This window comes from Kitasatospora sp. NPDC127121 (assembly GCF_042677305.1).
Taxonomy (GTDB): domain Bacteria; phylum Actinomycetota; class Actinomycetes; order Streptomycetales; family Streptomycetaceae; genus Kitasatospora.
In genome coordinates this window covers 1-18,633 of sequence record NZ_JBHXTQ010000083.1, presented here as the reverse complement: position 1 = coordinate 18,633, position 18,633 = coordinate 1, and the positions used below count along the sequence as shown (strand labels likewise).

Here is an 18,633-nt window from a genome sequence, read left to right as displayed (position 1 = left end):
TCTCACCCAACCAAAAACTGAGCCGCAGTGGACCATCCGTTGTCATCAAAAGCGCTGATGTCTACCCGGAAGGGCACACTGGATCCTGGTAGGTACCGTGGTATCGCCTGAAATAGCACGGTATTACCCTTTCCCACATGCGCTGCGATTGAGTTACCGAACGCAGACATTGCACCGTTGTCAACCTTCGATGCGGTCCTGACGATATTTGACGCGACCTTGCCGTCGCCACCCAGTGCTTGAGGCAGGAGATGACCTCGCGTATTACCGGTCACATTTTTCACAAAACCTGGCGGTATGATCCTGCGGCCCGCCTTAGTCCCAGTTCCGAGATCCGCCGGAGTGACAATTGCTGTTACTCCCGTTCGCCTACCGTCGGGAAGAACCTGACCGTAGTCGACATCACCACAGTTGTGAACCAGGACCGGCGTGGTGCCTGCCAGCACATAGTACGTGTGGAGCTGGTTGACCGTCAGGTTGTGGGTGGTGACGGCGTAGGGGTAGTTGCGGACGGACTGGATGGTGAGGGTGGTGCCGTCGGGCTGGCGGAGGTGTTCGCCGGGGGTGAGTTCGCCGGCGTCGACCCACTGCTGGCGGGATTCGCTCCAGTAGGGGTGGTGCTGGGTCGAGGTGAGCTTCGACTGGTGGGCGGTGGCGTCGGTGAGGGTGAGGTCGGTGAAGTCCTTGTCGTCGGGGGTCAGGATGGTGGCGGTGACCGTCTCCGGGCGGGTCTCGCCGGTCTGAGGGTCGGTCGCCATGACGACGTCGCCCTCGTGGATGTCGTCGATGGACTTGAGACTGCCGTCGCCCATCAGCACCTTGGTGCCGGTGGGGAAGCTGTTGCGGCAACCGACGGGCGCTTCGTCGGCTTCCTTGGCTACGGCTTTGCTCTCTGTTCCTGCCGCGTCGGCTGCTGTTTCTCTTGCTACTTTTTCTTCTGCGGCACTGGCTGCTGCCTTCTCAGCCGCTCGAGCTTCCGCTGCTGCGGTTTTGGCGGTGACGTAGGCGGCTTCGGCCTCCCTGGCGGTGCGTTCACCTGCCCTGATGGCGTCGTAGGCCTTGTTGATCTCCTTGTAGATCTTCAGCGCTTGGATGCCGACCTTCACGGCTTTGAGGATCTTGCCCCAGGGCACCACGTTGAGCGCAGTGTTGATGCAGCTCATCACGTCGCCCTTGGTGAAGCAGTCGCGAGCGTCGTTGAAACCGATCAGATCGCCGACCAGGTCGACCACCTTGTGCACGAGCTCATCGCGCTTGTGCTTGGCCTCGTTCACGACCTTGTCGGCGGCGTCCATCCGACTCTTCGCGGTCTGCTCCTGCGCTGTGGGCTTGGGCAGCGAGGCCAGCGTGCTGGGCGACCAGGTCGCCGGGGTGATGTAGGAGTAGCCGTGGCCGTCGTCCTTCTCGGCGGCTAGACCGTTGCACTCGGCCGGGGTGTCACACGTGGGCCTCAGGCCGTTGGCGTCCGACTTGTTGATCGGGCTGTTGTTGGCGTACGAGTAGGCGTTCCACTGCTGGGGATCGCTGGCGACCGTGATGGGGTCGGGACTGATGAAGCGGCCCGTCTTGGGGTCGTACTCACGGGCACCGAGGAGGGTGAAGCCGGTGGCCTTCTCCTTGGTGCCGCCGACGAAGCCCTTGTCGCCGGCCCAGACGCCCGCATCCGGCTGGGTGCCGCGTTCGTTGCCGAACGGGTCGGTGGGACGGCGGACCTGGGCAAGGTCATAGGAGTCGAACTGCACGCCGTTGGTGCCGTGTGGGTCGGAACCCTGGTAGGCGAGCGTGGACGTGCCGTTGGTGGTGGTGCGGGTGATGGAGAGGCCGTTGGGCGCCGCGTAGCTGCGGACGTTGGTGACCGCTCCGGTGTTGGTGTCGAGGGTCAGCTGGTCCGCGCCCAGATTGAGCGTGGTCTTGCCCGGGTCGCGGCGTATCAGCTGGTTTCCGGACAGGTCGTACAGGTAACTGGTGGCGCCGCTCTGGCCGGTGCCGGTGATCTGGTCGAGCTTGCCCTGGGCGTTCCAGGTCAGGTTCCTGGTGCCCGGGGTGTCGGTGATCGAGGCGGTGTTGCCTGCGGCGTCGTAGGTGTACGAGGTCACCCCGGCGCCAGCCGGACCGGTCCGGGTGGACTTCATCAGCGCGTGCGGACCGCCGGTGCCGCCGCCCGTCTTCGGGTCGGAGGACGGGGTGTTGGGGCCGGCACCGAACGTCTGGGTGGTGGTGACATCCTTGCCGGTGTCACCGTTGACGTCCTTCTGGACCAGCTTGGTGCGGTTGCCGATGAGGTCGTACTCGTACTGCTGCCAGTACGGGGCCGGACCGCCGACGCTCGACGTGCCACCGTTCATGGACGGGCCATCGGTGTTGGCACAGGCGCCGACGCCGGGGACGCTCGGCTGTGGACGGGTGGTCTGGGTGCCGTTGTCGGTCCAGGCCTGGGTGAGCCGGCCAAGGTAGTCGTGGGTGAAGCATTGCAGGTCGGCGACCAGGCCGTCCTGCGCATTGCGGGCCGAGGTGACCTGACCCATCGGATTGTAGGTGTAGTCGATCGCGTCGACGTGTGAGAGAGGGGCGTTCTGCTTGTCGAGCAGTGAACGGGTGACCCGGCCGGTGGCGTTGTCAATGATCATGGTGGAGACGACCTGCGCGCCGGCGCCGCCCACGGTGGTCCGGTACGGCCGGCCGTACGGGTCGTAGCGGACGTCGGCCACGTAGGTCGTCGACGGGGCGAACCCGAAGGCGCTGGACAGGGCCGCGAACTGGCCCATCACGTCCGTGACGAAGGTCAGCTTCTCCCGGCCCATGCCGGCGACCGCTGGCATCAGGGTGTTGGTCAGCCGGCCGGCCGTGTCGTAGGTGTTGTCGGTCTGGTAGGTGCCGGCGAGGCCGCCCTCGGCTCCCGGGATGGTGGTCTTGGCGCCGAGCTCGCGGTAGCCGGTGTCGTAGCCGGTGATCTCCGACTTGTACGCGGCTCCGCCCGCTCCGCCGACGTAGCGGGTCGAGGAGGTCGGCTTGCCCTTGGCGAGGGTGTCGTAGGTCCAGGCGGCGACCTGCTTGGCGGGGTCGGTCGCCGCGCCCTCGTACGCCGCGACGGTGCGGCCGAGCAGGTCGGTGACGGTGGTGGCGCTCTTGCCCCGGGAGTCCGTCGCGGTGACGAGGTTCTTGGCGTCGTCGTAGCTGGTGGTGCCGGTGCCCGAGTCAGGGTCGGTGGACTTCACCGGGCGGCCCAGCTGGTCGTACTCGTACGACCAGAGGTTCCCGGCCGCGTCCTTGCGCCAGGCTTCCCTACCTTCCGGCGTGTAACCGTAGGTGGTCTCGTCGTACGCGCCGGTCGGGGTGTTGGCCTTGTACTGGCGCAGCGCGAGCGTGTTGCCGCGGGCATCCTTGACGGTCGCGGACGCATAGCCTCCAGCGGGCGGGGTGGTGCGGACCTCGTCTGCGCCCAGGAAGTCGGTGTGGGTGCGCCACTGCTCGACGCCGTAGGACTGGAAGACCGAGTCGGTGACCCGGCCTGCGCCGTCGAACTGCTGAACAGTCTGAGAGGGGATCTTGCTGTCGGGATTCACGCCGCCGTTGGGCAGGAAGAGCTGGCCGCTGGGCTGCTCCTGGTCGTTGTAGTAGGCGGCGCTGGTCTTGGTCTGCCGACCCTGCGAGTCGAACAGCGCATCGGTGATCATGCGGCCGGTGGCGCCCGACGGGGTACTGGCCTGGGTCTGGCGGACGCGACCGAGGCCGTCGTAGATGGTGAAGCTGGAGGTGTAGGTCTTCAGGTCGCCCATCAGCGCCTGGGTGAGCACCTGTGAGGGCTCGTTCGTGCCGTTGACCGAGTAGGAGAACCTTCGGTTCGGGCGGTCCGGAAAACTACTGCGGTCGTTGCCCGGGCTCCAGCCCGCGGTCGCGCGGCCGAGGGAGTCGAAGTCCTGCTCGCTGATGCGGCCGTTCTCGTCCTTGATCTTGAGTGGCGAACCACGGCCCACGTCCAAAGTGCTGACGGTCTGCCAGCCCATCGGGTTGGTGTGGGTGACCTGGGTCGGCAGCTGACCGGTGGCCGGGGAGTACGCGGTCTTGGTCTCCGCGCCGGTCGGGTGAGCAGGGTCGGTGCGGCTCGGGTCGACGGTGCTGATCACGCGGCCGTAGGCGTCGAAGCTCGCCCGCCCGGTGGCCCGGTATACCGGCTGGCCGGCGGTGTCGTAACGCTCCAGGACCTCCGTGGCGGTCTGCTCGGACTTGGCGCCGGACTGGCCGAGGGGCAGGCCGTCGAAGTACGCCCGGGTGTCGGCGACGGTGTTGTCCTTCGTCGCGGTCCGACCGCAGGCGCCCTTGAGGACCAGGGTGCGCGAGGCGAGCTGCGTCACCGCGCCGTTCGGGCCGCCGGCGTAGGTGAAGGAGGTGCAGAGCAGTTGCTCGGGGTGGGCCAGGTCGCCGTTGTCGTTGACGGTCAACGGGCGGGCGACGGGTGTCGAGTCGTACGTGGTGGAGCGCTCGCTCGTGCGCCAGCCGTTGGCCAGCTTCTCCCGGTTGGTCACCTTGGCCGCGTTGACGGCCCGGGCGGTGATCGGCGGCATGCCACTGGACTGCTTGCGGGTGGCCGTGACCGGACCCAGCCACGGGTCGGAGACCGTGGTGGAGAGGACCTCTCTGTTCTCCCCGTTGTAGTTGGTGGAGTCGCGGATGTAGCCGACCAGGACGTTCTCGTCCTTGATGGTGCCGCCGTGGACGTCGGTCACGGACACTTGGCGCGCCGTTCCGTTGGCGCGGACGTCGCCGTCCATGCCGCGCAGGAACGTGGCGACCGTCTTGGTGCGCGGCGGCTCGACGTCGCTGCCGCTACCGGTGAGGGTCGTGACCGTCGCGTACCCGCGGAACTGGTCCCAGGTACGGGTCTTGGGGTCGGCCATCTCGGAGTCGTTACGGTGCCAGGCCGCGCCGCCGCCGTAGACGTAGTCGGTGACGACCGCGGGCTGGCCGCCGGCGACCGAGTCCTCCTGGGTCACGGACTGCACGACGATCTTGTTGAACCAGTCGTTCACCGGCTCCGGCGCGCTCTGCCCGGGCAGGTACCACTTGACCGGCATGCAGGCCATCGTGTTGCCGTCCTCGGAGGACGGCATCTTCCCGCCCGCTTCGCGCGAGCACTCGGCGGTCCGGTAGACGACGTTGATCAGGCCACCGGTCTCGGTGGTGATCGTCTGGATACGCGGACGGTTGTACGGCTCGATCGAGGCCGAGGTGCCGTCCGGCCGGACGATCTGGCCCTTGACGCGGTTGGCGATCTGCAGCGGCTGGAACGAGACCGCCGGAAGGGTGAGCGGCGTACGGTCGTTGCTGCCGGTGCGCTGGACCGAGTCCAGCCACAGCGACGGGGAGGTGCCGTCACCCGGGTCCTGGAAGGACTGCTTGAGGGCGAAGGAGTCGACGGGGCGGTAGGAGGTGCCGGTCCAGACCTCGGTGTCGATCGTCGTGAGACGCTTGGTGGTCCAGAACGTGGGCGAGTAGACGGTGCAGTCGCCGGTCGCGTCGCAGGTCTGGTCGATCGGTGTGTCCGGCCAGGACTTGGCATTGGCCTTGGTCCGCTGCGACGGGTCGCAGGTGGTCGTGCCGTTCGGCAGGCAGCGCTCGGCGGTGCGGAACCACACCTGGGCGGCCGGGTTGGCCTTGCCCTTGGCGGCGATCTGATCGGGCAGCCGCTGGCCGTAGCCCACCCAGACCGGGTAGCTCGCGCGCTGGTACTTGGTCCGAGAGCCGTTGCCGTTGTTCTGGCCGCCGCCCTGGACGTAGGAGTTCTGCTCCTGCTCGTACCGGTAGGTGATCAGGTTCTGGTGCGGGTCGACGACGTAGTCGAGCGACCACTGCCAGCCCATCTGGGACCAGGAGTTGGTGGCCGGTGAGCCGCCCTTCAGGCACGGGTCCTGGCCACCTGGCCAGTAGATCGGCACGGTGGAGACCGAGTTGCTGGCCTGGTCAATACCGTCGCCGCCGGGCAGGTGGTTCGCGCCGAAGTAGTACTGAGTGCCGTCGACGGTGGTGATCCGCCAGGCTTCGCCGTTCCAGGCACCGTTGGCCTGCCCGGTCAGCCGCTCGACCTTGGTACCGTCCTCGCCCTGCAGATGCCACTCACAGGAGTCGTCGTCCTTGACCAACTGGCCGGCGTGGCCGGCGAGCGAGAGCTGGAGCAGGTCGCCGCCCCAGCACTGGTCGCCCGACTTGTCGATCCCGGCGTCCTTGCATCCCTTGTAGCCGCGGACGATGGAACCCGGGTGCCATTCCCAGCCCTCGCCGATCCAGGACGGCTGGGCGTTGGTGGAAGCGGTCTTGCCGTCCACGGCGGAGGAGTCGTAGCCGAGCGAGACATCGGGAGCCGGGCCCGCCAGTGCGGAGGGCAGCTCGACGGTGTAGCCGTAGGTGAAGTTGCCCGCGTTGGCGCCCGCCTGCCAGGAGGCGGACGGGGTGATCGGCGAGGCGGTGAAGTCACCGCCGCTGCCCTTGGGGGCCGCCTCGGCTGCGAGCGCCACCGCGGACGTGTTCGCTGCTGGACTCCCGAAGGCGCCGGCGGCGAAGGACTTGGAAGCGACGTCGGCAGTCGGCTGCGGGACGTCGACCTCGGCCACCAACCGGCCCGTGGCCTCGTCCCGGTGGGACGGTACGGGGGTCCGCGAGGTGCAGCCGGGGGCGCCCGGGGTCGTCAGGGCACACCCGGGCAACTGGACGAGCCGGGCCCGCGAGGCCCAGTTAGCGCCGGCGTTCTTCGCCCAGGGCTGGACATCGATCCCGACCTGGACCCGCCCGGCTCCGCCGCCCTCGCCGGTGTCGCTGAGGGCGACCAGGGCGCCGTTCACGCCGGCGGCCGTCGCGAGGCCCTGGTCGGCGAGGTCGACCTGGAGGGTCGGGGCTCCGCCCTTGGCGGCCGGGGCCGACGGGGCGTTCCGGGGGGCCTGTTGGGCGCCGGCGGATGGCGCGATCCAGACAGGTAGCGAGCCGGCCTGGACCGCGCCCGTGGAAGCGGCTGTCGGGGCCAGCGCGTCATTGGAGGCCGACGCCGCAGTCGCCTTGGCACCCGCGCCGTCGAGCGTGGCGATGGCTCTGCCGGACGGTGGACTGGAGTCGGCCGGCGGCGACCACTTCTTTCCGGGGTCGGGCGTACGGCCTGAGGCCTTGGCGTTTGAGCCCTTCACCGGGAGGGTCTCCGGCACTGGCGTGTTCGGCGGCACCCAGACCTTCGGGGGGTCGGCGGTGCTGGCGACCGCCTCGACCGAGGGGAGCGTCACCACCGACATGCAGACGGCCAGGGCGGCCATCGCGGCCAGCCGCGAACTTCTCGAGCGGTTGAACAGGCGGAAGTGACGAGACAATTGACTCCCCCACACATTGCCGAACCTTGAAGCGGGCCGACCACGTCAGCCCAGGCCACCGGCACTTTAGGGGCACACGACCAATCAACAGTATGGAAATCTTAAAATTACTCCGCGTGATCCATGTCACTCGGAGAGCAATGTGCCACCACCTCAGACAACTCGGACACCTTGTCGACAAAATGCTTTGACAGTCGAACAGGCGTGAAGGCAGCGTGCGGCTGACCTCTACTCACATCACCAAAGACGACAGGTTCTTCATGCCGAGGCCACAACCTCCATCCCTTTCAGCTTCCAAGCGAACTATGAAAAGCCGGACATTCGGCGCAGCCTTTCTGCCGCTCGCCTGCACGGCCGCGCTCTCCCTCGGTGCCGGCCTGCTGGCGGTGCCGAGCATCGCGTTCGCGGCTCCCCCTGACCGCAACCACGGCCCCGCCGACACCTCCTGGCCATCCCATCCGGCGCCTCCAGCCAAGGGCGGCCCGACCGACCCCCGGTCAACGCAGGCCGAGGCGATACGAGCGGCCCAGGTCAAGGCGAAGAGCACCGGGAAGCCCGTCATCGTCGACGCACTGACCACGGGCAGCAGCCAGACCTCCGCCAACCCGGACGGCACACTGACCAGCGACTCCACCTCGGTCGCGGAGCGGGTCAAGAACGCCGACGGCACCTGGCGTGCCGTGGACGCGACCCTCCGGACCAACCCGGACGGCACACTCGCGCCGACGGCCGTCCCCTCCGCCCTGACCCTCTCCGGCGGCGGCAGCGGACCGCTGGCCACCATGGCGACAGCAGACGGCAAGAAGCTGTCACTCAAGGCCCCGTTCGACCTGCCGAAGCCGGAGATCAACGGGAACAGCGCGCTCTACCGCTCCGTCCTGCCCGACGTCGATCTGGAGATGAGCGCCACCACCGCCGGCGGCTGGCGCCAGGTCCTGATCGTCCGCACCGCCCAGGCCGCGGCCAACCCGAAGATCAAGAACCTGCACCTGGACATCGTCGCCGACGGGTTGACGGTCAGGGCGGATGCCGTCGGCAGCCTGACGGCCGAGGACGTGTCCGGCAAGCCTCGCTTCACCGCTCCGGCACCGGCGATGTGGGACTCCACCCCAGCGACCGCACCCACACCCGGTGCGGCGCCCCGGACCGAAGCCCAGGGCAAGGCCGCCACAGCGGCCCCCGCAGACAACACGCCGGTACCGGTCGAGTCCAGCAGCAAGGGGCCCGGTGCCAACGCCAGGACGGCGCCGATGGCCACCAGCGTGAGTGGCAGCGGCATCGACCTGGTGCCGGACGCCTCGGTGCTCGGTCAGGGCACCGGCCCCTGGTACCTCGACCCGGGTTGGAACCCCAGCGTCGACAACGGCGCCCAGGCCTGGGCGCAGGTCCAGGAGGCCTACCCCAGGACCCCGGAGTACAACGGCACCCAGTACGGCCAGGACAAACCCGCAGCCGGCTACTGCGGGTACATCGACGCGGCCAACCGCTGCGAGAAGGAGGGCCGCGAGCGGGCCTACTTCCAGGTCGGTCTGAACTCGGCGTTCTGGGATTCGGCCGTACAGAGCGCCACGCTCTACGCCACCGTCGCGCAGTCGTCGAGCCCTTCCACCTCCACGCCGATGGGCCTCTACTCGACCGGGTCGGGCACCAACAACCCGATCAACCAGTGGACTCGCTGGGAGGCACAGCCCTGCCCTGAGCTTTCGAACTGCTCCAAGGTCGGCATGACCTGGATGCAGGGGGCCGGCGGCATCGAGTTCAACGTCTACAGCCAGATGGCGCAGGCGGCGCGCGAGCACTGGAGCGGCTGGACCTTCCTGTTCGCGCCCGACAACGAGAACTACAAGTTCTACCGCCAGCGGTTCGCCAACAACCCGCACATCGTCGTCACCTACGACTTCACGCCCCGCATCGGCACCCCGGTCATCAGCCCGACCCCGGGATTCGCCCGGGACGCGGCCTACGACCAGTGCCAGACTCCTGGCACCGCTCACCCGTGGGACAACCCGGGCTGGCTCGGCATCAACACCGACATCAACCTGAGCGTGGACACCTGGTCGCCGACCAACGAGCAGCTCTGGACCACGTTCAAGATCTGGGACGACGACGACAACGGTTCCTCGAAGCTCTACGAGACCGGCTGGACATCGGGTTGGGGCCGCAAGAACGTGAACGTCGGCTCGCTGATCGATGGTCACCAGTACGGCTGGTTCGCCGCCACCACCGACGGGACGCTCACCAGCGACAACAGCCAGATGTGCTTCCTGCGCATCGACCGGACCCCGCCGACCGCACGAGTCGCCTCGACGGACTTCCCCGAGTCCGGCACGCTCGGCGGCCACCCGAAGCTCGTCGGCCAGAAGGGTGTCTTCACCCTGACCGGAACCGACCCTGCTCCGACCACCGGCGGCCGTTCCTCCGGCCTGGCCTGCGCCCGGTGGACCACGGACCCCGTCCAGGCCGCGGCCACCGGGTGGAACTGCAGCGACGGCGGAAACATCGTCAAGATGAACGGCGACGGCAGCTTCCAGCTGGAGTACACCCCCTGGCACTGGGGGACCAACTTCCTCTACCTGCAGACCCAGGACAATGCCGGCAACATGTCGCAGCCGGTCGCCTACACCTACTACGTCCCGAGCAACCCCGACGGCCCCGCACCGATCATGGGTGACATCGACGCCGACAACAAGGCCGACGTCCTGCTGCCGGACGGCACCGGCGCCCTGCGCATGATCGGGGCGAACGCCGACCCGTACGCGGCCCCGAACGCCAAGCCCGTCTCCGCCCCCGGCACCGCCGACTGGAGCACCGTCCAGACCACGCACCGGGGTTCGTTCAGCGAGCAGAACGTCGACGACCTGATCGCACACGCGCCCCGCGCCGACGAGCTGTACCTGTACGCCAACGACTACATCGCCGCCCACCTGGACGGACAGAGCGCGGTGGCGCTGTCCAAGTCCAGGGACTGCTACCTGGCCGACGGCACGTCGATCACCTGCGCCGACTACGGCAACAAGGACACCTGGGCCGGGGTCACCCAGATCGCGGCGTTCGGGTCGCCCACCGGCGACACCGCCGTCAAGAAGGGGACGGGACTGTACGGGCTACCCCGTTCCTCCCTGCTCTTCGTCGAGGGCAGCCGGCTGTGGCTCGCCATGTCGTCCAGCGCCAAGACCCTCGACGGCCCAGCCATCCTGCTGTCGCAGAGCCAGGCCTGGGACTCCTACGACCTGATCACGCCCGGCCCGACCAAGGGCACGAACCTGCCCACGCTGTGGGGCCGGTCCAGGAACGACGGAACCATCCACGCCTACCAGTTGGCCAAGGGCAGCACTCCTGGCACCTTCGACACCTCCGGGTTCACCGACCCCACAAAGGGTTTGCTGGCCAGCGACATCGACCACAGGCTGTACCCGAAGGTCGGCTCCAACGGCGACGTCACGGGCGACGGCATCCCGGACCTCTGGGCCGTCGACACCAACAACCAACTGGTTGCCTGGGCCGGCATCGGCACCAAGGCGTCCGACGTCAACAGCGGGCCGACGGTGACCGGTCTGGAGAAGGATCCGGTCGTCCTCGGCAACCTCGACCGCCCGATCGCCAGCTGGCTGGCCGCGCCCGACGGCGGCAACACCGTCAACGACGGCCAGGGCAAGGCCAACGGCACCGCCTCCGGCGTCAACTGGGGCTGGGACAACGTGGGCGGGAAGGGCACCACGGTCGCGGGCTTCAGCCCGGGCAACGGCTCGAACATCACCACGCAAGGTCCGGTGGTCGACACCCGTAAGAGCTTCACCGTCTCGACCTGGGTGAAGTCCGGCCCGGCAGGCGGCGTCGTCGCCGCCCAGACCGCAAACCACGCCACCGACTTCATGCTCTACAACGACGGCGGCACCGGGGCCTGGCGGTTCGCGCTGAGCTGGACCGACGGCGGCGGATGGCCGTTCCACTACACGAGCACCACCAACGCGAACGTGAACTCCCGGGTCGGCGTCTGGACCCAGCTCACGGCCTCGTACAACAGCAGAACCGGGCTGATGTCGCTGTACGTGGACGGGGTTCTCGCCGGAACGGGCTACCACTCGGCCGCCGAGAGCTCCGCACCGTCCGGCCCGTTCATGTTGGGCCGCTACAAGCAGAACGACCAGCCGAGCCCGTCCTTCGACGGCAGCATCAGCAGCACCGCCGTCTACCCCTTCGCGGTGGCCCCCACCGCGCCTGGCACCAGTGGTGTCATCAGGTCGGGCGTCGACGCGAACATGTGCATCGACGACAACGGCTTCGGTACGGCCAACGGCGCCGCGATCCAGCTGTGGGGCTGCCACGGTGACGCCTCGCAGCAGTTCTCGCTCGGCAACGACGGCACCGTCCGCGTGCTGGGCGGCTGCATGGCGCCGGTGAACGCCGGAAAGGACAACTACACGAAGGTGGAGTACCACCTCTGCGACGGCACGGACCCGCAGAAGTGGATTCCGCTCGCCAACAACGCGCTGTACCACCCGTTCTCGGGCCGCTGCCTGGACCTCCCGGGGTGGCAGGCCGTGAACGGCAACCAGCTCCAGCTGTACGACTGCCACTTCAGGGAGTCCCAGCAGTGGCCCGTCCCGGCCCTGCGGACAGCCGTGCTGCCCGCTCCGCCGCGCTCCTGAGCTGCGCGTCCTGAGCTCGTACCGGGCCTGTTCCGCCAATCGGCGGGGCAGGCCCGGGGCGTTGGCGGGAAAGTACAGAGAGAGTGACTAATGATGCCAAATCAGGCATAGCGGGCGGCCGCGTTGACACCGGGTTGGGTAGCTGGTGGGGTTGCGGCGATGTGGTCCAGGCCTGGCGAGGAGGCTCCTGTGGAAGCCCGAGTGTCCGTTGTGGCCGGGCGGCGGCTGCGGCAGCGGTTGGAGCGGAGTGCGGCGTTGCGGGAGGTGCTGTACCACCCGGCGGCGCTGGCGGCGCGGCGGGCCACGGCGCGGACGTGCCGTCAACTGGCGCCCAGGACGGCGGACCGGCTGATCGCCGGCCTCAAGGGGACGGAACCGCTGCTGGCGTCGGTGCGGGCGGAGCGGGCCCGGCGGGCGGCGGGGCGGCCGGGGCGGCGGACCCTGCAGATCGCGGCGGGGGTCGCGGCGGCGGCGGTGGTCGGCGGGCTGCTGGCCGGGCCGATGCCGTCGGCGGCGTACGCGGCGTCGGCGGGGCCGGACGTGGTGAGCAGCGCGCCGCAGACGCCGCTGGGGAGCATGACGAACCCGCAGGTGTTCCCGCGGCCGCAGGAGCAGACGGTGGCCGGCAAGCCGGTCGCGGTGCCGGCCGCGGTGACGCTGGTGCCGGCGCCGGACGCGGACCTCGGGGCGTTGGACGCCGTCCGGGAGGTGCTGGAGGTCGCCGGGGCGACGACCGTGACCCCGGAGCCGGACGCCGACGCGCCGGCCGCCGGGTCGCTGGTGGTGTACGTCGGCGGACCGGCCGAGGGCGCCGACGGCCGGACGGACCGGGCGCTGCGCGCGCTGTCCGCCGCGGCCGGCGGCAAGGACGGCGCCGCCCCCTCGACCGCGGGCATGCCGGCCGGCGGGTACGTGCTGTCGGTCGGTCAGCTGCCGGCCCAGGGCGGTGGGACGTACGGCGCGGTGGTGCTGGCGGGCGCGGATGCGGTGGGCACCTTCTACGCCGCGCAGAGCCTGCGCCAGCTGCTCGCCGCCGTCCCGGCCGGGCAGGGGCAGGCGCCGGGCGTCGCCGGGCTGGGCCTGCCCGGGATCACGCTGCGGGACTGGCCGAGCGGCGCGCCGGTGCGCGGCACCGCGGAGGCGTTCTACGGCAGCCCGTGGACGGCGCAGCAGCGGCTCGACCAGGTGGACTTCCTCGGCCGCTCCAAGCAGAACTTCTACCTCTACGCCCCCGGTGACGACCCGTTCCGGCTCTCCCGCTGGCGCGACGCCTACCCCGCCGCCCAGGCCGACGAGCTGCGCCAACTGGGCGGCCTGGCCCGGCGCGACCACGTCACGCTCGGCTACGCGATCGACCCGGGGCAGTCCCTCTGCTTCAGCTCCGGCAAGGACGTGGACGCGCTGGTGGCCAAGCTGGACGGGCTGCGCAAGCTCGGCTTCACCGCCTTCCAGCTCCAGTTCCTGGACGTCAGCTACGACGAGTGGCACTGCGGCGACGACCGCGACACGTACGGCACCGGCCCGGCCGCGGCCGCCAAGGCGCAGGCCGCGCTGGTGACCAAGGTGCGGGACCGGCTGATCGCGCGCAACCCGGGCCTGGCGCCGCTGTCCGTCGTGCCCACCGAGTACCACAAGCAGGGCGTCACGCCGTACCGCAAGGCGCTGGCCGCGGCGCTGCCGGACGGCGTGCAGGTGGCCTGGAGCGGGGGCGGGGTGATCCCGGAGAAGATCACCGGCGCCCAGACCGCCGAGACCGGCGACCTGTACGGCCACCCGCTGGTCACCATGGACAACTACCCGGTCAACGACGCCAGCCCGGACCGGCTCTTCCTCGGCGCCTACACCGGGCGCGAACCGGAGGTGGCCACCCGCTCGGCGGTGATGCTCACCGGTGCCATGCAGCAGCCGGTGGCCTCCCGGATCGCCCTCGCCACGGCCGGTGACTTCGCCTGGAACCCGGCCGGCTACCGGCCGGAGGACTCCTGGCAGGCCGCGGTGCGCTCGCTCGCCGGCCCGACCGGCGCCGGCAGCACGCCCGCCGGCACCGCCCTGTCCGCGGTCACCGCGCTGGCCGGCAACAGCTCCTCCTCGCCGCTGTCCAAGCAGGAGTCCGGCTACCTGACGCCGCTGCTCGACCGGTTCTGGGCCGCCGCCGAGCCCACCTCCGGCACCGCGTCGGACCTCGCCAAGCTGATAGAGGCCGCCGCGCCCCTGCGGGACGCCTTCGCCGCGATGGCCACCGCCCAGCAGACCCTCGCCGGCACCCAGGCCACCGCCCAGCTCGCCGCCGAGGCCGCGCCCTGGCTCGCCCCGCTGCACGACTACGGGCTGGCCGGACAGTCCTCGCTGGACATGCTGCTGGCCCAGCACGGCGGCGACGGCGCGGCCGCCTGGAAGGCCCGGGTGGAGCTCAACCGGCTGCGCGAGCAGCTCGCGCAGAGCCCGGCCACGATCGGCGCGGACGTGCTCGCCCCGTTCCTGGAGCGGGCCGTCCAGGCCGCCGACAACTGGGCCGGGGTGGCCGGCGGCGGGATCACCCCGACCACCACCATGGGCACCGCGCACGACCACCTGCCCGCGCTGATGACCGACGGCGTGGCCGACACGTTCTACTGGAGCTCCGCTCCCCCGCAGCCCGGCGACGCGGTCGGCGTCGACCTCGGCGGCGGGCGCCCGGTCGGCGCCGTCACCGTGCTGATGGGCTCCTGGGGCAACGGGCCGGACGGCCGGAGCGCGGTCGACGACTACCTCCACGACGGCGTGCTGGAGTACAGCACCGGCGAGGGCGGCTGGAAGCAGCTCGCCGTGGTCAAGAACCAGAAGTCGGTCAGCGCCAAGCTGCCGGCCGGCCCGGTGGTGCGGGCCGTGCGGCTGCGGGCCACCGCCGCCCAGAAGACCGCCGTCGCGGTGCGCGAGTTCACCGTCACCGCGCCCGACGACGCCCCCGCCAGCGTCACCGGCGGCCCCGCCGCGCTGCCCGGCTCCTCGGCGTCCGCGGTGCTGGACGGCAACCCGGACACCGCGTACCGGGCCGCCAAGCCGCCCACCGCGCAGGACGAGCCGCTCACCGTCGAGCTGGGCGCCGCCCGCCCGCTCGACCGGCTCACCGTGCTCACCGACCCGGGCGTGCACGCCACCGCCACCGTCTCGGTGCGCCGCTCGGACGGCGGCTGGACGGACATCGGCACCGTGCAGCCCGGCTACAACGAGCTGCCGGCCGGCGGGCAGGCCGCCGACGCGTTCCGGCTGACCTGGAAGCCGGGCGGCGACCCCCCGGTGGTCAACCAGGTGATCCCCTGGTACGCGGACGTCCCGGCGGCCCGGCTCAGCCTGTCCGACCCGACCCTGGACGTGGTGACCGGCGCCGCCGCGCCCGCCCAGACCCGGGCCACCGTCGAGGCCGGCCGCCCCGAAGGGACCACCGGCGAGCTGCGCACCGAGGTGCCGGCCGCGGCCAAGGGCCTGACCGTGACCCCGGCGGCCGGGGTGACCGTGCCGCGCGGCGGCCGCATCGGCGTGCCGCTGCTGGTCAGCGCCGATCCCGGGACGCCGTTCGGGACGTACCAGGTGCCGGTGCAGTTCGTGGCCGGCGCCACCACCGTGAAGCAGGTGCTCCAGGTGCACGTGGTGCCGCCGACCAGCGGTCCGGACCTGGCGCTCCACGCGAAGGCCACCTCCTCGGGCGACGAGACGCCGAACTTCCCCGCCTCGGCGGTCACCGACGGTGACCCGAAGACCCGCTGGTCCTCCCCCGCCAAGGACGACGCCTGGGTGCAGCTGGAACTGCCGCAGACGACCCACCTGGGCGCTGCGGTGCTGCACTGGCAGGCCGCGTACGCCGCCGCCTACCGGCTCCAGGTCTCGGCGGACGGCACCACCTGGACCGACGCGGCGACGGTGGACAACGGCAGGGGCGGCGACGAGACCGTGCGCTTCGACGCGCCGGGCGCCCGGTTCCTCCGGGTGCAGGGCGTGGCCCGGGCCAACAAGTACGGCTACTCGCTGTGGGGCGTCGAGCTGTACGCCGTCACCCCGCCCGCCCCGTCGCAGCCGCCGACCGTCCCCCCGGCCCAGCCGGACGGCGGCGCCACCACCGCGCCCACGGCCCCGACCACGGCCCCGACCGCTCCGAGCGCCCCGGCCACGCCCCCGGCGGGCGGGACTCCGGGCGGTACGACAGGCGGTACGACGGGCGGCACGACGGGCGGGACAGCGCCGCCGAAGAAGTAGTCGCCGCGCTCCCCACCGGACAACGCGGCGGGCCGCCGTGCTCCCCGGTGGGGGGCGCGGCGGCCCATGAGGCGTACCGACGATATGACGGGCTGGCCCTTGTGGAGCGGGGTCAGGCGGAGAGCGGTTCGGGCTGCTCACCGCGGCGGACGGGGGCGGAGTGGGCCGAGTGCGCCCGGCCGAGCGGGACGGGGAGGCCCTGCTCGGTATGGTCGAGGTGCTCGTACTCGCCCCACTGCGGGGCGCGCAACTGGTCGGAGCCGCCGTACGGCTCCAGGTAGGGGCGCCAGCGCGGGTCCTTGATGCCGGTGCCGATGATCCGCCAGGCGAGGCCGCTGGGCGGGGCCGGTGGGCGCTTCATCCGCCAGCCGAGTTCGGTGAGGTGGCGGTCGGCCTTGGTGTGGTTGCAGCGGCGGCAGGCCGCCACCACGTTGTCCCACCGGTGCTGGCCGCCCCGGCTGCGCGGGATGACGTGGTCGACGCTGGTGGCGGCGGCCCCGCAGTAGACGCAGCGGCCGTGGTCACGGGCGAACAGCGCCCGGCGGGTGAGCGGGACGGGCCCGCAGAACGGGACCCGGACGAAGCGGGTCAGGCGGACGACGGACGGCGCCGGAAGGGCGCTGGTGGCGCTGTGCAGAGTGACTTCCGAGTCCTCCAGGCTGACCGCCTTGTGGTTGAGGACCAGGATGAGTGCGCGGCGCATCGATACGACGCCGAGTGGCTCGTAGGACGCGTTGAGGACCAGGACATGCGGCACGGATGCCTCCTTGGACGCCTGCGGCGCGTGGCTCGCGCCGGGACGAGCGGTTGGATCGCACAACTGGTGCGCGATCTCCCCCAGTGTCGCCTTACGCCTTTGTACGGCGCCACCACTCCTGTGTAACGGACCTGGTGTGAACTTCCGGTGTGGCTTCTGTCATAGCCGGTATGCCCTGGGGAAGGTCGGGTTGCACCCGGGTGCCCTCGGGGTGCCGCCCGTGGCCCTCCCGGGGGAGCGCTCGGCCGGTCGGAGCAGCGGTCGACCCCGTCGTCCGGGGGAGCGCACCGGTGCGCTGACGGGGCGTTCGCGTTGCTCCGTACGCCCTTCGGCGTGTCCGGTCGGGTGTTCGGCGCCGGTTAGGCTGAGGCGGACGGTCCGCGGGCCGCGTGCCGCGGCGCGGGCCCGCCACGCCCCCTTGCAGGAAGGCCCGCACGTGTTCCGCTCCGGCGCCACCGGTATCGCCGACGCGTCCTCGACGCTCTCCACTCCGACACCGGCGCCCAGCCCGACCGCGCCGCAGCTGCCGCAGCTGGACCTGAGAATCCCGACCAGCGCGCAGGAGGTCAGCGACACCACCAAGCAGGCCGCCAGCTGGTTCGACACGCACTGGCAGGGCTGGCTGGCCGGCGGGGTGCGGATCGTCTTCATCGTGCTGCTGGCACTGGTGCTGCGCGCCGTGGTGCGCAAGCTGATCACCCAGCTGATCACGCGGATGGCGCGCTCGCACGACCACCACGAGGAGAGCCGGCTCGGCGGGCTGCTGGCCAACACCGGGGTGGTGAACCCGGAGCGGCGCCAGCAGCGGTCGGAGGCGATCGGCTCGGTGCTGCGCAGCGTGGCGTCGTTCTCCATCCTGGGCACGGCCGCGCTGATGGTGCTGTCCGCGCTGGGCGTGAACCTGGCGCCGCTGCTGGCCAGCGCCGGTGTGGCCGGTGTGGCGATCGGTTTCGGCGCCCGCAACCTGGTGACGGACTTCCTCTCCGGGGTCTTCATGATCATGGAGGACCAGTACGGCGTCGGCGACGAGATCGACACCGGGGTGGCCGCCGGCACGGTGCTGGAGGTCGGCCTGCGGGTGACCAAGCTGCGCGGGGCCAACGGCGAGATCTGGTACATCCGCAACGGCGAGGTGAAGCGGATCGCCAACATGAGCCAGGGCTGGTCGACCGCCTCGGTGGACGTGCAGGTCGGGTACAAGGAGGACCTGCTGCGGGTCGAGGACCTGATCCAGGAGACGGCCGAGGCGCTGTCCAAGGAGTCGCCGTACGACGAGCTGGTCTGGGCACCGGTGTCGATCCTGGGCGTGGAGTCGGTCGCGGCGGACTCGGTGATGGTGCGGATCGAGGCGCGGACCGCGCCGGGCAAGGCGCCGGCGGTGTCCCGGGCGCTGCGCCAGCGCCTGAAGACGGCCTTCGACCAGGCCGGGATCAAGGTCAAGGAGGAGGCCGCGCCGGTGGCCACCACGGCGACGGCGGCCCCGGCCACCGGGGTGGTGATCTCCCCCGCGACCGAGTCGGCGCCGCCGTCCGCGCTGTCCGACCCGACCTCGCCCCGGTACCGGGCGACCGAGCCGATACCGGCACCGAGGCCGGCCGACGACCTCGCGAAGCCGTAGGACTTCCAGGCCCGGCAGCACGAAGCCCCGTTT

General features: G+C 70.7%; 5 protein-coding genes. 3 read left to right on the top strand and 2 right to left on the bottom strand.

The window, feature by feature from the left end:
- Window positions 1-2 precede the first annotated feature (2 nt).
- The gene (locus tag ACFVHI_RS30680; RefSeq protein WP_380344917.1) at window positions 3-7,292 is read right to left on the bottom strand and encodes a polymorphic toxin-type HINT domain-containing protein; all 7,290 of its coding nucleotides are present in this window, start codon (window positions 7,290-7,292) and stop codon (window positions 3-5) included.
- A gap of 359 nt (window positions 7,293-7,651) precedes the next feature.
- Here ACFVHI_RS30680 and ACFVHI_RS30675 point away from each other — a divergent pair, with 359 nt between their 5' ends.
- On the top strand, window positions 7,652-11,995 hold the full coding sequence (locus ACFVHI_RS30675; protein WP_380344915.1) for a ricin-type beta-trefoil lectin domain protein: 4,344 nt from the start codon (window positions 7,652-7,654) through the stop codon (window positions 11,993-11,995).
- 189 nt (window positions 11,996-12,184) lie between these two features.
- Window positions 12,185-16,225 carry a beta-N-acetylglucosaminidase domain-containing protein gene (locus tag ACFVHI_RS30670; RefSeq protein WP_380344913.1) on the top strand — a complete coding sequence of 1,347 codons (4,041 nt, stop codon included), beginning with the start codon at window positions 12,185-12,187 and terminating at the stop codon, window positions 16,223-16,225.
- 112 nt (window positions 16,226-16,337) lie between these two features.
- Here ACFVHI_RS30670 and ACFVHI_RS30665 read toward each other — a convergent pair whose 3' ends face one another.
- Window positions 16,338-16,982 carry an HNH endonuclease gene (locus ACFVHI_RS30665; RefSeq protein WP_063349454.1) on the bottom strand — a complete coding sequence of 215 codons (645 nt, stop codon included), beginning with the start codon at window positions 16,980-16,982 and terminating at the stop codon, window positions 16,338-16,340.
- A 436-nt stretch (window positions 16,983-17,418) separates the two neighbouring features.
- On the opposite strand from ACFVHI_RS30665, the gene ACFVHI_RS30660 reads away from it, so the two are divergent.
- A complete protein-coding gene (locus tag ACFVHI_RS30660) occupies window positions 17,419-18,600 on the top strand; it encodes a mechanosensitive ion channel family protein (RefSeq protein WP_380344911.1) in 1,182 nt (393 codons plus the stop codon).
- Window positions 18,601-18,633 lie beyond the last annotated feature (33 nt).

Bases quoted from the DNA above. Each gene is read 5' to 3' on its own strand.
- ACFVHI_RS30680 (WP_380344917.1), bottom strand. From the start codon at position 7,292: ATGGCCGCCCTGGCCGTCTGCATGTCGGTGGTGACGCTCCCCTCGGTC.
- ACFVHI_RS30675 (WP_380344915.1), top strand. From the start codon at position 7,652: ATGAAAAGCCGGACATTCGGCGCAGCCTTTCTGCCGCTCGCCTGCACG.